Below are 19,852 nucleotides of genomic sequence, written 5' to 3' on the forward strand. Positions count from 1 at the left end.
GACCCAACTCCCTTCGACCGCAAAGGAATCCACGACATGAGCACGCGACGACAGCTCCACCTCAATGCCTTCATCATGCCCAACGGCCACCACGAGGCGGCTTGGCGCCACCGCTCGACCCGACCCACGCAGGCCCTCACCCTGCAGCACTACGTCGACATCGCACGGACCGCCGAGCGGGGCCTGCTCGACTCCGTCTTCCTCGCGGACACGGTCGCGCTCGGCGGCAACGTGCGGCACAACTCGCACTCCGCCTTCGAGCCGCTCACCCTGCTCTCGGCGCTGGCCGCGAGCACCGAGCGGGTCGGGCTCATCGCCACCGCCTCGACCACCTACAACCACCCGTACACCCTCGCGCGGGCCTTCGCCTCCCTCGACCACCTGAGTGGTGGCCGCGCCGGGTGGAACATCGTCACCTCCGGCACCCGCGACGAGGCCGCCAACTTCGGCATCACCCGACCCGACCACGGCCGGCGCTACGAGCGGGCCGCGGAGTTCGTCGAGCTCGCAGCGGCCCTGTGGGACAGCTTCGGCGACGGGGCGGTGCTCGCCGACGCCGAGCGCGGGATCTACGCCGACACCGACCTGATCCACCGCGTCGACCACCACGGCGAGCACTTCGACGTCGCCGGCCCGCTCAACGTGCCCCGGCCCGTGCAGGGCTACCCCCTGCTCGTCCAGGCCGGGTCCTCCGCGACCGGACGGGCGTACGCCGCCCGCTACGCCGAGGCGGTCTTCACCGCACAGCAGACCCTCGAGGAGGGCATCGCCTTCTACGCCGACCTCAAGGGGCGCCTCGCCGACCACGGCCGCAGCCGCGACGAGCTGCTCGTACTGCCCGGCATCTCGCCGGTCATCGGGTCCACGCAGGAGGAGGCCCGCCGGCTCGAGGCGGAGATCAACGCCGGCATCGTCCCCGCCTACGGACTGGCGCAGCTGAGCTCGATGCTCGACATCGAGCTCACCGAGGACCAGCTCGACGAGCCGCTGCCGCACATCGACGAGGTGACGCAGGGCAACCAGAGCCGCTTCACGCTCGTCACCGAGCTCGCCCGCCGCGAGCAGCTCACCGTGCGCCAACTCATCGAGCGACTGGCCGGGGGACGAGGGCACCGCGTGCTCGCCGGCACCCCCGAGCAGTTCGCCGACGACCTCGAGACCTGGTTCACGAAGGGGGCGGCTGACGGCTTCAACATCATGCCGCCGACCTACCCGCAGGGGCTCGAGGTCTTCGTCGACACCGTCGTGCCGATCCTCCAGCAGCGCGGTCTCTTCCGCACCGAGTACACCGGCACGACCCTGCGCGAGCACTACGGGCTGGCCCGACCGTCGGCCGGCCACATCGCGACCACCATCACCTCGAGCAAGGAGCAGGCAGCATGAGCACCACGACCACCATCCGCGACATCCGCAAGATCACCGGCCGCATCGGCGCCGAGGTCATCGGGGTCGACGTCACCCAACCCCTCGCCGCCGAGACCGTCACCTACCTGCGCGAGGCGCTCGCCGAGCACAAGGCGCTCGTCTTCCGCGGGATGCCGCTCGACGACGCGGCGCAGGAGCGCTTCGCCACGTCCTTCGGCACCGTCACCGGCGCCCACCCGACGGTCGCGTCCGTCGAGGGAGCGCCCAGGGTGCTACCCGTCGACAGCGAGCGGGGCACCGCCAACCACTGGCACACGGACGTCACCTTCGTCCACGCGCCGCCGCGGGCGACGACCCTGTCGAGCAAGGTCGTGCCGCCCCACGGCGGTGAGACGCTCATCGCCAACACCGGTGCCGCCTACCGCGACCTGCCCGAGCCGCTGCGGGTCCTCGCCGACTCGCTCCGGGCCGTGCACACCAACGACTACGACTACGCCACCCCGCCGGAGCAGCAGGACGAGGCGCTCAAGGAGCGCCGCGCGGAGTTCACCTCACAGGTCTTCGAGACCGAGCACCCCGTCGTGCGCGTCCACCCGGAGACGGGGGAGCGCGGCCTGTACCTCGGCGGCTTCGTCCGACGCTTCGTCGGCCTCTCCACGACCGAGAGCCGTGATCTGCTCCGCCTGCTCCAGGCCTACGTGACCCGGCCGGAAAACGTCGTGCGCGTCACCTGGGAGCCTGACCAGCTCGTCATCTTCGACAACCGGATCACCCAGCACTACGCCCCCGACAACTACGACGGGCTGCCCCGCCGCCTGCACCGGGTCACCGTCGCCGGCGAGGTGCCCGTGGGCATCGACGGTGAGCCCAGCCGTTCGCTCGTCGGGGATGCCTCGCACTACGCGCCGGTGGCCTGACCCCCTTCGCGTCTGATCACCCGGCCGGCCGGGTGATCAGACGACGAGGATCGTGACCGTCGAGCCCTTGGGGGCGGTACCACCGCTCGGACGCGACGCGCGGACCTCGTCGAGGGGGCCGCCGAGGAAGGTCTGCACCGAGACCGTAAAGCCGGCGTCCTGCAGCTTCTTGGTCGCCGCGGACCGGCTGAGGCCCTCGACCTCGGGCACCGCGACCATCTCCGGCCCCTTGGACACCGTGATCGTCACGGTCTCACCGGGCAGCAGGGTGCCGCTCGCCGGGCTCTGGCTGATGACCGACCCCTTGGGCACCGTCGTGGAGTAGGCGTCGTCGCCGCGGGAGACCTTGAGCCCCGCCCCCTCGATCTTCGTCGTGGCAGCCTCGGCCGTCGTCCCGGTCACGCCCGGCACGACGATCGGCTGGGGTCCGCGCGAGACGACGATGTCGACCGTCGCGTCACGCTTGAGCTCGGTGCCGGCGGCGGGCGAGCTGGAGACGACCTGTCCCTTGGGCACGTCGGCGTCGTAGGCCCGGGTGGTCCGACCGACGCCGAGGTGCTCGGCCTCGAGGTCGGCGGTCGCCTGGCTGGCCGTGCGGCCGCCGAGGTCGGGGACCTCGTAGCGCTCCGGCCCCTTGGACACGACGATGGTGACGTCCGCTCCCTTCGACAGCTCGGTGCCGACCGGCGGGGTGGTCGTGATGACGTCACCCTGCGGGACCTGCTCGTCGAAGGCGGTCTGCTCCGTGGGGGAGAGCTCGTGCCGGGTGAGCAGCGCCTGCGCGTCCTCGCTGGTCTGGCCGGAGACCTCCGGGACGAGGACCGTGCTCCCCGGTCCTTCATGGGTCCACCGCCAGCCGCCGCCCGCGGCGACGAGGGCGAGCAGGAGCAGCGCGACGAGCCCGCCGCGCCACCGCGATCTCCGGGACGAAGGGAGCGCCGCCCCCGTCGGTCCGCCGTCCCCGTCGTCGGCGCTGTCGTCGATGCCGTCGACACCGGCCGTGGCACCGGTCGTCGCGAGGGCCGTCGTCGGACTCGGGCGAGGGTGGGCGACCGTGGCGGCACCCGCGGGCGCCGTGCTGCGGGTCGCGCCGGCGGGCCGGCGGTCGAGCTCGTCGGAGGTGAGGTCGGCACGCACCCGCTGCAGCTCGGCGAGGTAGTCGGCAGCATCGCGCGGCCGGGCGTCGGGGTCGCGGTGGGTGGCCAGGGCGACGAGGTCGTCGAGGCTGCTCGGGAGTCCGTCGACCCGCTCGGAGGGCACCGGGACCGACCCGTGCACGTGCTGGAAGGCGACGTGGATGGGCGACTCGCCCTCGATGGCCCGCCGCCCGGTGAGCAGCTCGAAGAGGATGAGCCCGGCTGCGTAGACGTCGCTGCGGGCGTCGGCGATGCCGCGCTCGACCTGCTCGGGGGACAGATAGGCGACGGTGCCGAAGAGCACGCCGTCCTCGGCCGTCGTCGTCTGCGAGGTGACCGCCCGTGCCAGTCCGAAGTCGGCGACCTTGACCAGGCCGCCCTCGCCGATGAGCACGTTTTCGGGCTTGACGTCGCGGTGGATGTAGCCGGCCGCGTGGGCCGCCGCGAGCCCGGTGAGCACCGGCTCGAGGATGTCGAGCGCGGCCCGGGGGGTGAGGGCGCCCTCGGCGTCGATCACCTCGCGGGCGGTGCGTCCCTCGACGTACTCCATCGCGAGGAAGACCTGCCCGTCGTCCTCGCCCTGGTCGAAGACCGGGACGACGTGGGGGTGGCTCAGACGGGCCGCGGAGCGGGCCTCACGGCGAAATCGCGAGACGAAGGTCTCGTCGGCCGCGAGGTCGGGACGCATGACCTTGAGCGCCACCTCCCGGTCGAGCCGGGTGTCCGTGGCGAGCAGGACGGTCGCCATCCCGCCGTCGGCGAGGTGGCGCAGCACGCGGTACCGGCCGTCGACGAGGGCGCCGACGAGCGGGTGCGTGGAAGCGGTGGTCACGCCCAAAGTCTAGGTTCGCCCCCTTCGTCCGTCCGTCACATCCGGCTTCGGAGTGCCTTGACGTTGCTGACGTACTGCTTGGTGTCGCTGTACATGCCGTTGGCCTCGACGGAGGCGAGCCCCTGGTAGTAGCCGGCGATGGCGTCCGAGGTCGTGTCCGCCTGCTCGGTGAGGACCTTGAGCAGGAGCACGCCGGCGGTGATGTTGTCGTCGGTGTCGAGCAGGTCGAGGTCGCGACCGGCCATCTGCGAGGCCCACTCGCCCGAGCTCGGGATGACCTGCATCGTGCCGACGGCATTGGCCACGGAGACCTGGCGCTGGTCCCAGCCGGACTCCTGGTAGGAGATGGCGAGCGCGATCGACGGGTCGAGGCCGTGCTGTCGGGAGATGCGGGTGATCTTGGCCTTGGTCTCCGCACGGCTGGGGACGGCGCGGGTGGCGAGCGTGCGGCGGTTGCGGTCGGCGGCGTCGACGATGTCGTCGGAGTAGGTGCGACCGGCGAAGGTGTTGCGCTGGGTGGCCGTGGGCTTGGTGGTCGCGGGCTTGCTCGACGCAGGCGTGCTCGACGCCGTGCCGGTGACCTTGAGCGTGGTGCCGGGGTGGATGAACTCGCCGCTGGCGACGTGGTTGAGCTTGGCCAGGCGGGTCACCGACATGTCGTGACGGGCGGCGATGCCGGTGAGGGTCTCGCCGGAGCGGACCGTGTGCGTCGTGGTGGTGCGGCCGGTGGTGGCGCGCTTGGCGGGCTTGACGGCGGTGCCGGTGACCCGCAGCGTGTCGCCGGGGTGGATGAAGCCACCACCGAGGCCGTTGAGGGAGCGCAGCCGCTCGACGCTCATGTGGTGGCGGGCCGCGACACCGGTCAGCGTGTCGCCGCTGCGCACGACGTACGTGCGGGTGGCCCCCGAGCGGGCCGGCTTGGCCGACGAAGGGGAGGACCCGCCGGAGCGATCCGGCACCGTCAGGCGCTGGCCGGGGTGGATGAAGTCGCCGGAGGAGAGGTGGTTGCGCGAGAGGAGGGCGCCGGGGGAGACGCGGTAGCGGGCGGCGATGTCGTAGATCGTCTCGCCGTCGCGGACGGTGTGGTGGCGCGTGCCCTGGGAGGCGGTGGCCTGCATGGTCGTCTCGGTGGTCAGGTCGAGGGCCGGGACCACGGGAGTGGCCGGGACGGGGACGATAAGCGGAAGGACCATGTGGGGGACTCCGATGTCGGGGGCGCAGGGGACGCCCTGGCTGCGGGAGGTCGGCACCGCCTGTGGTGCCTGTGACGCGTGTGACGTATGTGGTTTCGCCGTCGACCGTACCGAAGGTGAGAGCGCCGCGCGCGCTCTGCCACACTGACCGGCGTGACCAACACCCCTGATCTCGCCCTCTGGCTGCCCCTCCCCGACGTCGCCGAGCGCCTCGGCGTGCGTCTGTCCGACGTGCGGAGGATGGTCGACGAGCGGCAGCTGATCGCCCTGCGTCGCGGGGAGCGCAAGGTGCTGTCGGTGCCCGCAGCCTTCCTCGGCGAGAGCGAGCCCTTGCCGGAGCTCGCGGGGACCTTCACGGTCCTGGCGGATGCCGCCTTTTCCGACGAGGAGATCGTCGAGTGGATGTTTGCCCGCGACGAGAGCCTGCCCGGTGGCCCGACGCCGATCGAGGCGATCCGCGCGGGGTTCAAGACCGAGGTGCGGCGCCGCGCGATGGAGGAGGCCTGAGGCCTGAGGCCTGAGGCCTGAGGCCCGTGGCGCGGCGCACCGTGCGTCGCGCAACCGGGCCGGCGCGGCTCAGGTGCTGCGGGCCGTCGTCAGGTCGATGAGCTCGTCGAGCACCCGTCGGGCGGGCTCGGCGACGCCCGTCGCCTCGGCGAGCGCGGCCCGAGCGGTCTCGGCCCCGTGGCTGATGTCGGCCTCGACGCTCTCGAGCGCGCCGGTGTCGACGATGAGCGCGCGGAAGGAGTCGACCTCGCTGCTCGTCAGGTCGGGCGCGCCGAGCCACTGGTCGACCCGCGTCGTCGACACGTCGTCGGCGCCGGCGAGGGTGCGGGCGATGAGCACGGTGCGCTTGCCCTCGCGCAGGTCGTCGCCGGCCGGCTTGCCCGTGACGTCCGGGTCGCCGAAGACGCCGAGCACGTCGTCGCGCAGCTGGAAGGCCACGCCGAGCGCCACCCCGTAGCGGGAGAGCGCCGCGAGGTCGCTCGGGCCGAGCCCGCCGGCCGTGGCGCCGATGAGGAGGGGGTGTTCGATCGAGTACTTGGCGCTCTTGTAGGTGATGACGTGGCGGGCCTGGTCGACCCGTGCGTCGTCGGCGAGCTGGTGCCAGGGGCGCATCGAGGTGACGATGTCGAGGAACTGGCCGGCCATGAGCTGGCCGCGCATCCGCTCGAAGGCGGGGCGTGCGGCGGCGAGCGCCTCGGGCGGCAGCCCCGAGCCGGCGTAGAGGTCGTCGCACCAGCCGAGGCAGAGGTTGCCGGCGAGGATCGCCCCGGCGACGCCGAAGCGGTCGGGGTCGCCGTGCCAGGCGCGCTCGGCGTGGGCGCGGGAGAGGGTCCGGTGCGTCGCGGGCTGGCCGCGACGGGTCTCGCTGTCGTCCATGACGTCGTCGTGGATGAGTGCAGCGGCCTGGAAGAGCTCCATGGAGGCGGCGAGCGAGATCGCGCCCTCGTGGTCGTCGCGGCCGGCGGCGCGCCAGCCCCAGTAGGCGAAGCCGGCCCGCAGGCGCTTGCCGCCCCGCAGGAGGGTGCGCACAGGAGTGGTCAGGTCGGCGACCTCGGGGCCGACCTCGGCGAGCTCGACCTCCCAGCGGTCCAGCTCGGCGTCGATGCGGTCCTGGACCCGCGAGCGCAGGTCGTCCAGGTCCAGCGGGTGCGGCACGTCGGCTCCAGGTGGCGAAGGGGGGTGTCGGTGGCCCGTGATCGCATCACGGGATCGCGACCAGCCTACGTCGACCGGGGTTGACGCGATGTCCGCCCCCCGGGCTACTGTGTTCGAACAGGTGTTCGAGTGGAGGGAGCGGTCATGGTCAGGGTCGTCGAGGAGCCCATCGAGGTGCGCGTGGGGGGTGCCTCGCCGGAGCAGTTCCTGTGGCGGGGGCGGCTCTACCGGGTGATGGAGGTCGTCGACCACTGGGAGGAGCGGTGCGCGTGGTGGCGCGGGGCCGACCGGCCGCTCGCCCAGGTCCCGCTGACCCGGCAGGTCTGGCGGGTCAGCGCCCAGCGCGGCCGCAGCAGCACCCCGGGGGTCTACGACCTGGGCGTCGACGCGTCGGACGAGGCCACCCCGGGTGGGGGCGCCCCCGGCTGGCTGCTCCTGCGGACCCAGGACTGAGGTGACGGTGATGGGTGCTCTGCCCGTGCTCGACCCCGATCGTCTCGATGCCGCGCTCGACCTGCTCGCCGCAGCCGGCGAGAGCCTGGCCGCGGCCCACATGGCCGCCTCCGTGGCCGGTCGCAGCGCCGGTACCAAGCTGGCCGTCCTGCGGGCGGCGGCCGCGGTGCTCTCGGCGCGCGGTCGTTCGCCGGGGGCCGCCCGGGGACACGGTCCGGTCGACGTGTGGCACCTGCTGCCGCGGGTCGCGCCCGAGCTGACCGAGTGGGCGGACTTCTTCGCGACCGTCCTGCCCGAAGGGGGCTCCCGCCCCGGCCACGGGGCGTCCGGGCCGATGTCGGTCCGGGAGGTCGACGACCTGCTCCGCCAAGGGGAGGACTTCGTGCGGATCGTCTCCGGCGTGCTCGGGCTGCCCCCGGTCCGGGTCGTCGGGGAGCTGGCCGCGATCCCCCCTTCGCACGACCTCGCAGCGCACGACCTCGCAGCGCACGACCTCGAGGACGCGCGGCGAAGGGGTGGTGCCGGGTGACCTTCGCCCACCTGCACGTGGCCTCGGGGTTCTCCCTTCGCCACGGCACGACGACACCGGAGGACCTCGTGGCCCGGGCCGCGGAGCTCGGGCAGCCGGCACTCGCCCTCACCGACCGCGACGGGCTCTACGGGGCGGTGCGCTTCGTCCGGGCCGCGACCGCGGCCGGCATCGCGCCCGTGCTCGGGGTCGACCTCGCGGTCGACGGCGGCGGGCGCGCCCCCGAGCGTCGGCGCACCCCGGTGCGCGGGGGAGCCGAGGTCGACCCGCGTCACCCGCGGGTCACCGTGCTCGCCCGGGGGGCGGGTGCCGGGGTGCCGCACGGGGTCGGCTGGGCGCGGCTGTGCCGGCTCGTCAGCGAGGTGCACCTCACGGGTGAGCGCGGCGAGGCCGTCGCGACCGCGGCGATGATCGCCCGGCACGCCGCGGCCCCCGGGGCTGACGAGCCGGCCCCGCTGCTCGTCCTGCTCGGCCCGACCTCCGACGTCGGCGCCGCGCTGCTCGCCCGACGTCCCGACGTGGCCCGCGAGCGGCTGCAGGCCTGGCAGCGGGTGCTGCCGGCCGGGGCGCTCGCCATCGAGGTCGTCGACCACGGCGGACCGCCCGGCACCCCCGCGTCGACCGGGCACGCCGCCCACCTGCTCGGGCTCGCTGACGCCTGCGGGGTCCCGGCCGTGCTCACCGCGGCAGTGCGTCATCTCCACCCGCACGACGCGACGACCGCCGACGTCCTCGACGCGACCCGACGACTCGTCGTCCTCGACGCCCGGCACCTCGACCGGGTGACGACCGCCGGGCACCTCGCCGACGACGCGACGATGGTCGAGCACGCCCACCGGGTGGCGAGCGTGCTCGGTGGCGGTGCGGGCGGCTTCGCCTGCGCGAGTCCCCGGCAGCGGGCCGCGGCGCTGCTCGAGGCGACGGTGCGCACGGCGGTGGAGTGCGCGCTCGACGACCGCAAGGACCTCGGCATCGGGCGGGTCCACCTGCCCGAGGCGAGTGTGCTCGGGCTGCCCCCCGACGCGGACCCGCAGGTGGTGCTCGCGCAGCGCTGCCGGGCCGCGATCGGCGCGCGCTACCCCGATGCGTCGCCGGCGGTGCTGCGGCAGGTCGAGGAGCGTCTGGCCGACGAGCTCGACGTCGTCGAGGCGCTGGGCTACCCGACCTACTTCCTCACCGTCGCCGAGGTCGTCGACCTCATCACCGGCGCGGGGGTGCGGGTCGCCGCCCGTGGCTCCGGCGCCGGCAGCCTGATCAACCACCTGCTCGGCATCAGCGCGATCGACCCGATCCGGCACGACCTGCTCATGGAGCGTTTTTGCTCGCCTCTACGGGCCGAGCTGCCCGACATCGACATCGACGTCGAGTCGGCCCGCCGCACCGAGATGTACGAGCTGATCCTCCAGCGCTTCGGCCGCGACCGGGTGACCTGCGTGTCGATGATGGACACCTACAAGGCACGGCACGCGATCCGCGACGTCGGCGCCGCGCTCGGGGTGCCCCCGGCCGAGGTCGACGAGATCGCCAAGGCCTTCCCGCACATCCGGGCCAAGGACGTGCGCTCGGCGATGGCCGAGCTGCCCGAGCTGCGCACCCGCAGCCTCGACGGCGGACGCCTGACGACGCTCTTCGACCTCGTCGAGCGGCTCGACGGGCTGCCCCGGCACATCGCCCTGCACCCGTGCGGGGTCGTCCTGTCCGATGGCGGGCTGCTCGACCGCACCCCGGTCGAGTCGAGCTGGCTGGGCTTCCCGATGAGCCAGTTCGACAAGGACGACGTCGAGGCGCTCGGGCTGCTCAAGCTCGACGTCCTCGGCATCCGGATGCAGTCGGCGATGGCGCACGCCGTCGGCGAGGTCGAGCGGGTCACGGGGGAGCGGGTCGACCTCGACGACCGCTCCGACGTGCCGCTCGACGACCCGGCGACCTTCGCGATGATCCGCACGACGCGCACGCTCGGGTGCTTCCAGATCGAGAGCCCGGGGCAGCGCGAGCTCATCGGCAAGCTCGCGCCGAGCGTCTTCGACGACCTGATCATCGACATCTCGCTCTTCCGCCCCGGCCCGGTGAAGTCCGACATGATCCGCCCCTTCCTCGAGGCGCGGCACGGGTGGAGCCGGCCGCAGTTCCTCCACGACCGGCTCGTGCCCGCGCTCGCCGAGACCGAGGGGGTCGTCGTCTTCCACGAGCAGATGCTGCGGATCATCGCCGAGACGACCGGCGCGACCCTCGCCCAGGCCGACGAGGTGCGCCGCACGATGGGCAGCCCCGACGGGCAGGCGCGCATCGAGGCGTGGTGGCGTCCGGCGGCGGCCGCGCGCGGGTACCCGCCGGAGGACGTCGACCGCATCTGGGCGGTGCTCGCGGCCTTCGCGTCCTTCGGCTTCTGCAAGGCGCACGCGGCGGCCTTCGCCATGCCGACCTACCAGTCGGCCTGGCTCAAGGCGCACCATCCCGCGGCCTTCCTCGCCGGCGTGCTCACCCACGACCCGGGCATGTACCCCAAGCGGCTGCTCCTCGAGGAGGCCCGGTCGCTCGGCATCACGGTCCTCGGCGTCGACGTCAACGCGAGCACGGGGGAGTACCGCGTCGAGCGCGCCCCCGTCCCCGGTCGGGCACCGGACGATCCCGACCTGCCCGACGGGTCGCCGTGGGCGATCCGGCTCTCGCTGGCCGACGTCAAGGGCATGAGCGAAGGGGAGGTCGCCCGCGTCGTCGCCGGGGCCCCCTTCGACTCGCTCGCCGATTTTTGGCAGCGGGCGCAGGTGAGCCGGCCGGTCGTCGAGCGGCTCGTCCTCGTCGGGGCCTTCGACGCGGTGCACGGCACCGGCGCCGACCGGGCCGGGCCGGGGCTCGGCAGCCGCGGGCGGCTCACCCGGCGGGACCTGCTGCTGCATGTCGCCGAGCTCGACCGGTGGTCGCGGGCGAGCGCGGGTCGGTCACGCGGCGCGCGGGGCCGGGGTACCGGTGGCCTGGGTGCGCGGGGACGGTCGTCCGAGGCGCCGGCCTGGGCGGCCGGACGGCCGGGCGCCCAGCAGGTGCGCACGGGCACGACGACCACGCCGGTCGCGAGCCAGTTGACCCTCGACCTCGGCGACTCCCCGGAGCTCGGCGAAGGCGTCGGTCTGCCCGAGATGAGCATCCCCGACCAGGTGAGCGCCGAGCTGGAGATCCTCGGGCTCGACGCCTCGCGGCACGTCATGGACTTCTACGCGCCGATGCTCGAGGCGCTCGGGGTGACCCGCAGCGCGGACCTGCTCTCGGTGCGCAGCGGTGCCCAGATCCTCGCTGCGGGGGTCAAGGTCGCGACCCAGACCCCACCGATCCGCTCCGGGCGTCGGGTCGTCTTCCTCACCGTCGACGACGCGACCGGGCCGGTCGACGCGACCTTCTTCGAGGACGTGCAGGGGCCCTACGCGGCGACGATCTTCCACTCCTGGCTGCTCCTCGTGCGCGGCACGATCCGGCGCGCGGGGCCGCGCGGGGTCTCGGTGCTCGCCTCCGGTGCGTGGGAGCTGTCGACGCTGTGGGAGGCATGGCAGCGCGGCGGCATCACCGCCGTGCACGCCGCGCTCGACGAGGCCGACGAGCTCGCCCGGGCCCGTGATGCCGCGCACCAGCAGCCGGCCGGGCACCGGGTGCTCGTCCACGCCTCGGGCTTCCGGCAGTCGCCGTGGGCCGACACCCGACCGGCGGGCACCGGTGTCGAGCCCCCGCGCAAGCTGTGGCACTCCTCGCCCGGCAGCTCCGGCCACTGACGGGCGCAGATCCGCCGGGTCAGCCCCCTTCGCCCTGGGTCGAGGTATCCCCGACCGGATAGTCGGTCGCAGGTACCTCGACCCCGAGCGGGGAGGCGCAGCGGGTGTTGGTGGCGACCTGTACTTGAATGTCCACATGGATGACTTGGCGCTGATCACGGTCCTGGACCTCGAGCGCGAGCTGCAGTCGCCGCAGACGCGGGCCGATGCCGGGCGTCTGCGCGACCTCATCGCCCCGGACTTCGAGGAGGTCGGGGCGTCTGGTCGGGTCTGGGACCGCGACTCGATCCTCGCGATGCTCGAGTCGGAGTCCGCGGACCCCGACTCGCCGACCATCGAGATCGACGACCTGCGAGCCCGGACCATCGCACCAGGCGTCGTCCGGGCCTCGTGGACGTCGGCCCAAGGGGAGCGCCGCGCGCGACGCACGTCGATCTGGTGCGAACGGGATGGAGGCTGGCGCCAGGTCCATCACCAGGGGACTCTCCTGACCTGACGGGGCGGGGAGGCCGAAGGGGGTGTCACCCCCGCCGACTAGGGTTGGAGGCATGAACGACGAGCGAGCGTGGCGCCGTGGCGGCAGCGGGGTCGAGGGCAATGTCCGGACCGCCGCGATCTGGACCCAGGTGCGCGCGCTCAGCGAGTCCCGTCAGCGTGAGCTCTCCCGGCCGCTGCGGGTCCTCGACCTCGGCGGCGGCACGGGTGGGCTGGCCGTCGCGCTCGCAGAGCAGGGCCACACCGTCACCGTCGTCGACCCCAGCCCCGACGCGCTCGCCTCGATGAGTCGCCGGGTCGCCGAGTCGCCGGCCGCCGAGCGGATCACCGCCGTGCAGGGCGACGCCGACACCCTCGCCGGCATCGCCCCGCCCGGCACCGTCGACCTGCTCTCCTGCCACGGCACCCTCGAGTACGTCGACGACCCCGAGGCCACCCTCGCCCGCATCGCCGAGGTCCTCGCCCCCGGTGGGCACCTCTCGCTCGTCACGGCGCAGCGCGTCGCCGCCGTCATCTTGCGAGCCCTCGCTGGGCGCTTCGACCAGGCGACCACTGCCCTCACCAGCCCCGACGGACGGTGGGGCGACGAGGACCCCGTCCCGCGCCGCTTCGACCGGGCCGCCCTGACCGAGATGCTCACGCGAGCCGGCTTCACGACCCTCGAGACACGTGGGGTGCGCATCTTCAGCGACGTCGTGCCGAGCACCTTCGTCGACACCGAGGCCGAGCGCCGAGCGCTGCTGGCCCTCGAGGAGCTCGCCTCCGCCGACGCCGGTCGCACCGGTCTGTCGGCGCTCGGTGGCGCCGTCCACCTCATCGCCCGCCGCGACTGACCGCTCATGAGCCGGCGTCAGTACCGGCCCCCACCGCGGGCCGGCCAGGGCCCCCCGGATGACACCGGGTGCACGATCCTGCACGTCGACATGGACGCCTTCTTCGCGTCCGCCTCCCTCATCGCCCACCCCGAGCTCGTCGGCACCCCCGTCATCATCGGCGGCGGCAACCGCGGCGTCGTGCTCTCCGCGACCTACGAGGCCCGGGCCTTCGGGGTCACCTCGGCCATGCCGATGGGCCGTGCCCGGCGGCTGTGCCCGCAGGCGACCGTCCTGCCGCCCGAGCACGAGCTCTACTCGCGGATCAGCGCGGCGATCATGGCGACCTTCGCCGACATCACCCCCTTCGTCGAGCCGCTGAGCAGCGACGAGGCCTTCCTCGACGTCGCTGGCGCCGTGCGCCTCATGGGCTCGCCGGCGACGATCGCCCAGCGCATCCGCGACACCGTCGCCGACGAGCAGGGCATCACCTGCTCCGTCGGCGTCGCGAGCACGAAGTTCGTCGCCAAGCTCGCCTCCGGTCTGGCCAAGCCCGACGGGCTGCTCGTCATTCCCGCGGACGAGGTCGTCACCTTCGTCCAGCAGCTGCCCGTCGGGGCCCTGTGGGGAGTCGGCGACAAGACCGAGGAGGCGCTCGCCCGCCTCGGGCTGAAGACCGTCTCCGACATCGCCCACACCCCCCGCGCCACCCTGGTCCGTGCGCTCGGCGAGGCGACCGGCAACCACCTGCACGACCTCGCCTGGGGGAGGGACCCGCGGTCCGTCGAGCCGGTGCGCCGTGAGCGCTCCATCGGCAACGAGCGCACCTTCGACCACGACGTCGACGACCCCGAGGTCGTCCACCGCGCCCTGCTCGCGCTCGCGGACAAGGCGGCCTCCCGGTTGCGGGCCGCCGGCCTCGTCGGGCGGACGGTGAGCATCAAGGTGCGCTTCGCGGACTTCACGACGATCAGCCGCTCCCGCTCCCTTCGCGATGCCACCGACGTCTCCCGCGACATCGCGGCGCTGGCCCGTGAGCTCTACGACGCCCTCGGCCTGCAGCGGGCCAGGGTGCGGCTCGTCGGGGTGCGCGTCGAGCAGCTCTCCGAGGCCTCGTCCACGCCGGTGCAGGTGGCGCTCGATGAGCCCGAGCACGGCTGGCGGGAGGCCGACCGCGCGGTCGACCGCGCGAGCGCGCGCTTCGGGGCGGGCAGCGTGCGCCCGGCCAGCCTGCTCGGTGACCGGGGCCGAGCGGGACGCCGGCCTACCGCAGGCCGCGGCCGCGACCTAGACTGAGGAGACCACGGCGGTCCTTTCGCCGTGGGGACCCGCGGGCACCGCCCGCACGAGACCAGGTTCGTAGGGAGGTCACCGTGGCGCTGTCAGAGCGCGAGCGGCAGATGCTCGAGGAGATGGAAGAGGCCATCCGGGCCGAAGACCCTCGCTTTGCCTCGCAGATGAAGGGGACGCACTCCGGTCATGACCGGCGCCGTGTCGCCATCGGCGTCATCGGCGCCATCGTCGGGCTCGGCCTGGTGCTGCTCGGCATCAACACCACCCTGTGGGTCGGCGTCGCCGGCTTCGCGCTCATCGTCGCCTCGGTCGCGGTCGCCGTCACCCCCGGTGGCGGCAGCGAGGGCAGCGGCGGTCTCGGACTCGTCGGGGACGACGGCACGGTCCGCCCGGCCCGTCAGCGCAAGACGAAGGGGGCCAAAGCTCGCGTGTCCGCCCGGTCCGGCACCTTCATGCAGCGGCTCGAGCAGCGCTGGGAGGAGCGCCGCAGCAAGGGTCAGGGCTGGTAGTCCTTCGCGACGGCCGCGGGCAGATGTCCGGGGTCGTCAGTGGGCGACGATGCCCACGGTCCACGTGACCGCGATGAGGAGCGCCGCGGACAGCTCGATGCCCATGCTGTGCAGGACACCGCGCAGCGCGGCCTTCGTCGCCTGCCAGGCGCGGTCGAGATCGCGGAAGCGGACGTACTCGGCGGCGAAGACCCCGAGGACGAAGCCGACCGGGAGGCCGACGACCGGGATGACGAAGAAGCCGATGATCGCGCCCACGACGCCCAGGGTGAGCGTCAGACCGCCGACACCGTCGCGCTTCATGCGCCGCCCCGGGATGAGGAACTGCAGCAGTAGCGTCACCGCGTAGATCACCGCGACGACGCCGAAGGTCACCCAGGCCGTCGTGCCGCCCGTGAAGCCGGCCCACACGAGGACGGCGGCGACGCAGAGCAGGAGACCCGGCAGGACCGGGATGACGATGCCGAGGACACCGATGACGAAGATGACGATGCCGACCGCCAGGGCGATCGACGTCGGGTCGTGGGTGGCCTCGGCAGCGAGGGTCAGCACGGCGGGAGCCCGCTCAGCGCTCCTCGACCGGGGCCGAGGCGGGGGTGCTCTCGTCGAGCCGGGCGGAGTCGTCGTCGATCTCGGCGAGGTCCTTCAGCGCCGGGATGTGCTCACGCCCGTGGTGGGCGCAGAAGAGCAGTTCGCCCCCGGCGTGGAGCCGAGCGCGCACGTAGGCCTTGGCTCCGCAGCGGTCGCAGCGGTCGGCTGCGGTCAGGGGGCTGGCCAGAGTCGCGTTCACGTGGTGCCTCATTTCATGCGTCGTTCCGTGGACGTCCGAGACAACAGTCAAACACGCCGATCCCTTCCCGACCTGCACCCGCGGGGTCGTGGCGTGACCGAGGGCACAGGGGTCCGGGACTGCGACACCACCGAGGTGCAGCCTCCCGGGCGGTGTCGGCGGCGCGGACTACCCTGCGAGACGTCCACCTCCGACCGACGACAAGGCAGGCTACCTTCGTGCCTCCGGCAGCCAGCACCGCCAAGAAGACCGCGAGCAGCAAGACCGCGCAGGACTACACCGCGCACCACCTGCAGGTCCTCGAGGGGCTCGAGGCCGTCCGCAAGCGGCCGGGCATGTACATCGGCTCGACCGACCAGCGCGGCCTCATGCACTGCATGTGGGAGATCATCGACAACGCGGTCGACGAGGCCCTCGGCGGCCACGGTGACCGGATCGAGGTCCTCCTGCACGCCGACGGCTCGGTCGAGGTCCGGGACAACGGTCGTGGCATCCCGGTCGACATCGAGCCGCGCACCGGTCTGACCGGCGTCGAGGTCGTCTACACCAAGCTGCACGCCGGCGGGAAGTTCGGCGGCGGCTCGTACACGGCCTCCGGTGGACTGCACGGCGTCGGCGCCTCGGTCGTCAACGCGCTCTCCTCGCGCCTGGACGTCGAGGTCGATCGCGCCGGCAAGACCTATGCCATGAGCTTCCGCCGTGGGGAGCCCGGCACCTTCTCCGACGTCGCCGGTGCGAAGGGGGCGAAGTCCCCGGACAACGACTTCAGCCCGTACGACAAGGGCAGCGAGCTCGAAGTCGTCGGCAAGGCCAAGCGCGGGGTCACCGGCACCCGGGTGCGCTACTGGGCCGACCCCCAGATCTTCCTCAAGGGTGCCGACATCGACCGCGAGGCCCTGGCCGCGCGCGCCCGCCAGACCTCCTTCCTCGTGCCGGGGCTGACGATCGTCGTGCGCGACGAGCGCGGTGACGAGGCGATCGAGGAGGTCTTCCACCACGAGGGCGGCATCAGCGAGTTCGTCGACTACCTCGCGCCCGATGCGCCGGTCACCGACGTGTGGCGGCTCGAGGGCACGGGCACCTTCACCGAGACGGTGCCGGTCCTCGACGCCAAGGGGCACATGACCCCGACCGAGGTCGAGCGTGAGTGCGGGGTCGACATCGCCCTGCGGTGGGGCACCGGCTACGACGCCAAGGTCTCCTCCTTCGTCAACATCATCTCGACGCCGAAGGGCGGGACCCACGTCTCCGGCTTCGAGCAGGCCCTGCTCAAGGTCTTCCGCAAGCAGCTCGAGGTCAATGCCCGCAAGCTCAAGGTCGGCAACGACAAGGTCGACAAGGACGACGTGCTCGCCGGACTGACCGCGGTCGTGACCGTGCGCCTGGCCGAGCCGCAGTTCGAGGGGCAGACCAAGGAGGTGCTCGGGACCAATGCCGTGCGCTCGATCGTCAGCAAGGTCGTCGAGACCGAGCTGACCAGCCTGCTCACCTCGACCAAGCGGGCCGAGAAGCAGATGGCCGGTCAGCTGCTCGAAAAGGTCGTCGCCGAGATGAAGTCGCGCATCTCCGCGCGGCTGCACAAGGAGACCCAGCGCCGCAAGAACGCCCTCGAGACCTCGTCCCTGCCGCCGAAGCTGCGCGACTGCCGCAGCAGCGACGTCGAGGCCACGGAGCTCTTCATCGTCGAGGGCGACTCGGCGATGGGCACGGCCAAGGAGGCGCGCAACAGCGAGTTCCAGGCCCTGCTGCCCATCCGCGGCAAGATCCTCAACGTGCAGAAGGCCGCGGTCGGCGACATGCTCAAGAACGCCGAGTGCGCCTCGATCATCCAGGTCATCGGGGCCGGCTCCGGCCGCAGCTTCGACGTCGACGCCGCGCGGTACGGCAAGGTCATCATCATGACCGACGCCGACGTCGACGGCGCCCACATCCGCACGCTGCTGCTCACCCTCTTCTTCCGGTACATGCGTCCCCTCGTCGAGGCGGGCAAGGTCTTCGCGGCCGTGCCGCCGCTGCACCGCATCGAGGTCGTCAACCCGGGGTCGAAGAAGAACGAGCTGATCTACACCTACTCCGAGGCGGAGATGCGCAAGAAGCTCGCGTCGCTGACCTCACGGGGCAAGAACATCAAGCAGCCGATCCAGCGGTACAAGGGTCTGGGTGAGATGGATGCCGACCAGCTCGCCGAGACGACGATGGACCCGCGCCACCGGATGCTGCGCCGGGTGACGACCGAGGACCTTGAGATCGCCGAGCAGGTCTTCGAACTGCTCATGGGCAAGGACGTCGACCCCCGTCGCGACTTCATCGTCTCGTCGGCCGATCAGCTCGACCGGGAGCGCATCGACGCCTGACCGGTGACGGCACGTCACGATTGCGACGAAAGTTCGGCGCGTCGGCGCGTCAGTTGTTGCGCCGGTGCGTGGCGTGGGTCACGGTAAGGGGATTGGTGCGCACCAGCGCGCCCCGACCCAGGGAGGACACATGTCCGACGTCGCCACCTCGGACCATGCCGCAGGGGAGGACCAGACCGAGCTCAAGCGGGTCATGGGGCCCAAGCTCCTGCTGCTCTTCATCGTGGGAGACATCCTCGGCACGGGGGTCTACGCGCTGACGGGTGACGTGGCGGCCGAGGTGGGCGGAGCGGCCTGGGCGCCCTTCCTCGCGGCCTTCATCGTCGCGACGATGACGGCCTTCTCCTACCTCGAGCTCGTGACGAAGTACCCCAAGGCCGGCGGGGCAGCGACCTTCATCCACAAGGCCTTTGGCGTCCACTTCCTCACCTTCATCGTGGCCTTCGCCGTCATGTGCTCCGGCATCACGTCTGCGTCGACGGCCTCCAACGCCTTCGCAGGCTTCCTGCGCGACGGGCTCGGCCTGGAGTGGGAGGCCGGCTCGACGCAGCTGCTCTTCGTCGCCCTCGCCTTCATGACCGTCATCGCGCTCATCAACCTGCGCGGTGTCGGCGAGTCGGTCAAGGCCAATGTCGTGCTCACGCTCGTCGAGCTCTCCGGCCTGCTGCTCATCATCTTCGTCGGCCTCTACGCGGTGACGCAGGGCAAGGCGGACTTCTCCCGCGCGATGGTCTTCGAGAGCCCGAGCGACAAGAGCACCTTCATTGCCATCTCCATGGCGACGGCGCTCGCCTTCTTCGCCATGGTCGGCTTCGAGGACTCGGTCAACATGGCCGAGGAGACCCACGAGCCGGCGAAGATCTTCCCCAAGGTCATGCTCAGCGGCTTGGCGATCACCGGTGTCATCTACGTCCTCGTCTCGATCACCGCGGTCGCCCTCGTGCCCGTCGGTGAGCTCGTCAGCGGGGAGCAGTCGGCGCTGACCCAGGTCGTCGCGACCGGCGCGCCGGGCCTGCCCTTCGACAAGATCTTCCCCTTCATCGGCATGTTCGCCGTGGCCAACTCGGCACTGATCAACATGCTCATGGCCTCGCGTCTCGTCTACGGCATGTCGCGCCAGGAGGTCCTGCCCCCCGGACTGGGCATCGTGCACAAGACGCGCCAGACGCCGTGGGTCGCGATCCTCTTCACGACCCTGATCTCCTACGGCCTGATCAGCTACGTCGTCCTGGGCAGCGGGTCGACCGTCGTCTCGCTCCTCGGTGGTACGACCTCGCTGCTGCTGCTGGCCGTCTTCACGATCGTCAACATCGCGGTCCTCGTGCTGCGCCGCGACGACGTCGGGCGGGAGCACTTCAAGACCCCGACCTTCCTGCCGATCGTCGCCGCACTGACCTGCGCCTTCCTCGTCGGCCCGTGGGCCCGCAACGAGGAGCAGCAGCAGCAGTACGAGATCGCCGGTGGCCTGCTGGCCCTCGGCGTCGTCCTCTGGGCGGTCACCTGGTTCATCAACCGCGCGGTCTACGCCAAGAAGACCTACATGCGCGACCCGGAGCACATCGACCACGACTGAGCTCCGCAGCGCGAAGGGGGCGTCCCCCTCGTGGCGGATTCATGGGGTGCTCGCAACACCGTGTGGATTTGGCCCTGGTGGTTAGGCCTCCTGGAGTAGATCACGAAGACGCTCGGCTGGGGTTGCCCAGTCGAGCGTCTTTCGTGGTCTGGCGTTGAGCTCTTGGGCGACGTACTCCAGC

General features: G+C 72.3%; 17 protein-coding genes. 12 read left to right on the plus strand and 5 right to left on the minus strand.

Annotated elements, in window-relative coordinates; all coding sequences use genetic code 11:
* The first annotated feature begins 36 nt into the window (after positions 1 to 36).
* Together AB4Y78_RS02330 and AB4Y78_RS02335 are read left to right on the plus strand one after the other, a co-directional pair.
* The gene (locus tag AB4Y78_RS02330; protein WP_441714418.1) at positions 37 to 1,383 is read left to right on the plus strand and encodes an LLM class flavin-dependent oxidoreductase; all 1,347 of its coding nucleotides are present in this window, start codon (positions 37 to 39) and stop codon (positions 1,381 to 1,383) included.
* Positions 1,380 to 2,282: a TauD/TfdA dioxygenase family protein gene (locus tag AB4Y78_RS02335; protein WP_259908634.1), complete on the plus strand. Its 903-nt coding sequence runs from the start codon at positions 1,380 to 1,382 to the stop codon at positions 2,280 to 2,282. The genes AB4Y78_RS02330 and AB4Y78_RS02335 overlap by 4 nt, the downstream gene beginning before the upstream one ends.
* Before the next feature lie 36 nt (positions 2,283 to 2,318).
* Here AB4Y78_RS02335 and pknB read toward each other — a convergent pair whose 3' ends face one another.
* Both pknB and AB4Y78_RS02345 read right to left on the minus strand, forming a co-directional pair.
* On the minus strand, positions 2,319 to 4,250 hold the full coding sequence (pknB, locus tag AB4Y78_RS02340; protein WP_441714420.1) for a Stk1 family PASTA domain-containing Ser/Thr kinase: 1,932 nt from the start codon (positions 4,248 to 4,250) through the stop codon (positions 2,319 to 2,321).
* A 35-nt stretch (positions 4,251 to 4,285) separates the two neighbouring features.
* Positions 4,286 to 5,443: a LysM peptidoglycan-binding domain-containing protein gene (locus AB4Y78_RS02345; protein ID WP_441714421.1), complete on the minus strand. Its 1,158-nt coding sequence runs from the start codon at positions 5,441 to 5,443 to the stop codon at positions 4,286 to 4,288.
* A gap of 153 nt (positions 5,444 to 5,596) precedes the next feature.
* On the opposite strand from AB4Y78_RS02345, the gene AB4Y78_RS02350 reads away from it, so the two are divergent.
* Positions 5,597 to 5,950 (plus strand): Rv2175c family DNA-binding protein, encoded by a 354-nt coding sequence (locus AB4Y78_RS02350; RefSeq protein WP_007929394.1) that lies wholly within the window; start codon positions 5,597 to 5,599, stop codon positions 5,948 to 5,950.
* Positions 5,951 to 6,019: 69 nt separating this feature from the next.
* On the opposite strand, the gene AB4Y78_RS02355 is transcribed toward AB4Y78_RS02350, so the two are convergent.
* On the minus strand, positions 6,020 to 7,105 hold the full coding sequence (locus tag AB4Y78_RS02355) for a polyprenyl synthetase family protein (RefSeq protein ID WP_441714423.1): 1,086 nt from the start codon (positions 7,103 to 7,105) through the stop codon (positions 6,020 to 6,022).
* Between the two features lie 144 nt (positions 7,106 to 7,249).
* Between AB4Y78_RS02355 and AB4Y78_RS02360 the strand changes: the two genes are divergently transcribed.
* The 7 genes from AB4Y78_RS02360 (at position 7,250) to AB4Y78_RS02390 (ending at position 14,954) form a co-directional block, all read left to right on the plus strand.
* Positions 7,250 to 7,558 carry a DUF6504 family protein gene (locus AB4Y78_RS02360; protein ID WP_128277128.1) on the plus strand — a complete coding sequence of 103 codons (309 nt, stop codon included), beginning with the start codon at positions 7,250 to 7,252 and terminating at the stop codon, positions 7,556 to 7,558.
* A gap of 10 nt (positions 7,559 to 7,568) precedes the next feature.
* The gene (locus AB4Y78_RS02365; protein WP_441714426.1) at positions 7,569 to 8,087 is read left to right on the plus strand and encodes an SAV_6107 family HEPN domain-containing protein; all 519 of its coding nucleotides are present in this window, start codon (positions 7,569 to 7,571) and stop codon (positions 8,085 to 8,087) included.
* On the plus strand, positions 8,084 to 11,845 hold the full coding sequence (locus AB4Y78_RS02370; protein ID WP_128277126.1) for a DNA polymerase III subunit alpha: 3,762 nt from the start codon (positions 8,084 to 8,086) through the stop codon (positions 11,843 to 11,845). Before AB4Y78_RS02365 ends, AB4Y78_RS02370 begins: the two co-directional genes overlap by 4 nt.
* A gap of 136 nt (positions 11,846 to 11,981) precedes the next feature.
* Positions 11,982 to 12,341 carry a nuclear transport factor 2 family protein gene (locus AB4Y78_RS02375; RefSeq protein WP_441715028.1) on the plus strand — a complete coding sequence of 120 codons (360 nt, stop codon included), beginning with the start codon at positions 11,982 to 11,984 and terminating at the stop codon, positions 12,339 to 12,341.
* A gap of 52 nt (positions 12,342 to 12,393) precedes the next feature.
* Positions 12,394 to 13,173, plus strand: coding sequence for a class I SAM-dependent methyltransferase (locus AB4Y78_RS02380; RefSeq protein WP_441715029.1), 780 nt, complete (start codon positions 12,394 to 12,396; stop codon positions 13,171 to 13,173).
* Positions 13,174 to 13,179: 6 nt separating this feature from the next.
* Complete coding sequence (gene dinB / locus AB4Y78_RS02385) at positions 13,180 to 14,448, plus strand: DNA polymerase IV (RefSeq protein ID WP_441715030.1); 1,269 nt, start codon at positions 13,180 to 13,182, stop codon at positions 14,446 to 14,448.
* Positions 14,449 to 14,525: 77 nt separating this feature from the next.
* Positions 14,526 to 14,954, plus strand: a complete 429-nt coding sequence (locus AB4Y78_RS02390; RefSeq protein WP_441715032.1) for a DUF3040 domain-containing protein — start codon at positions 14,526 to 14,528, stop codon at positions 14,952 to 14,954.
* A 36-nt stretch (positions 14,955 to 14,990) separates the two neighbouring features.
* Here AB4Y78_RS02390 and AB4Y78_RS02395 read toward each other — a convergent pair whose 3' ends face one another.
* Together AB4Y78_RS02395 and AB4Y78_RS02400 are read right to left on the minus strand one after the other, a co-directional pair.
* Complete coding sequence (locus tag AB4Y78_RS02395) at positions 14,991 to 15,506, minus strand: DUF456 domain-containing protein (protein WP_441715033.1); 516 nt, start codon at positions 15,504 to 15,506, stop codon at positions 14,991 to 14,993.
* Between the two features lie 13 nt (positions 15,507 to 15,519).
* Positions 15,520 to 15,744, minus strand: a complete 225-nt coding sequence (locus AB4Y78_RS02400; protein WP_223277818.1) for a DUF7455 domain-containing protein — start codon at positions 15,742 to 15,744, stop codon at positions 15,520 to 15,522.
* Between the two features lie 218 nt (positions 15,745 to 15,962).
* Between AB4Y78_RS02400 and AB4Y78_RS02405 the strand changes: the two genes are divergently transcribed.
* Both AB4Y78_RS02405 and AB4Y78_RS02410 read left to right on the plus strand, forming a co-directional pair.
* Entirely contained in the window at positions 15,963 to 18,098 is a 2,136-nt protein-coding gene (locus AB4Y78_RS02405) for a DNA gyrase/topoisomerase IV subunit B (protein WP_007928914.1), read from the plus strand.
* 130 nt (positions 18,099 to 18,228) lie between these two features.
* On the plus strand, positions 18,229 to 19,671 hold the full coding sequence (locus AB4Y78_RS02410) for an APC family permease (RefSeq protein WP_441715036.1): 1,443 nt from the start codon (positions 18,229 to 18,231) through the stop codon (positions 19,669 to 19,671).
* The last annotated feature ends 181 nt before the right edge of the window (positions 19,672 to 19,852 follow it).

Origin of the sequence: Janibacter sp. RAF52, from assembly GCF_052114035.1 — a bacterium.
Lineage (GTDB): Bacteria > Actinomycetota > Actinomycetes > Actinomycetales > Dermatophilaceae > Janibacter > Janibacter hoylei.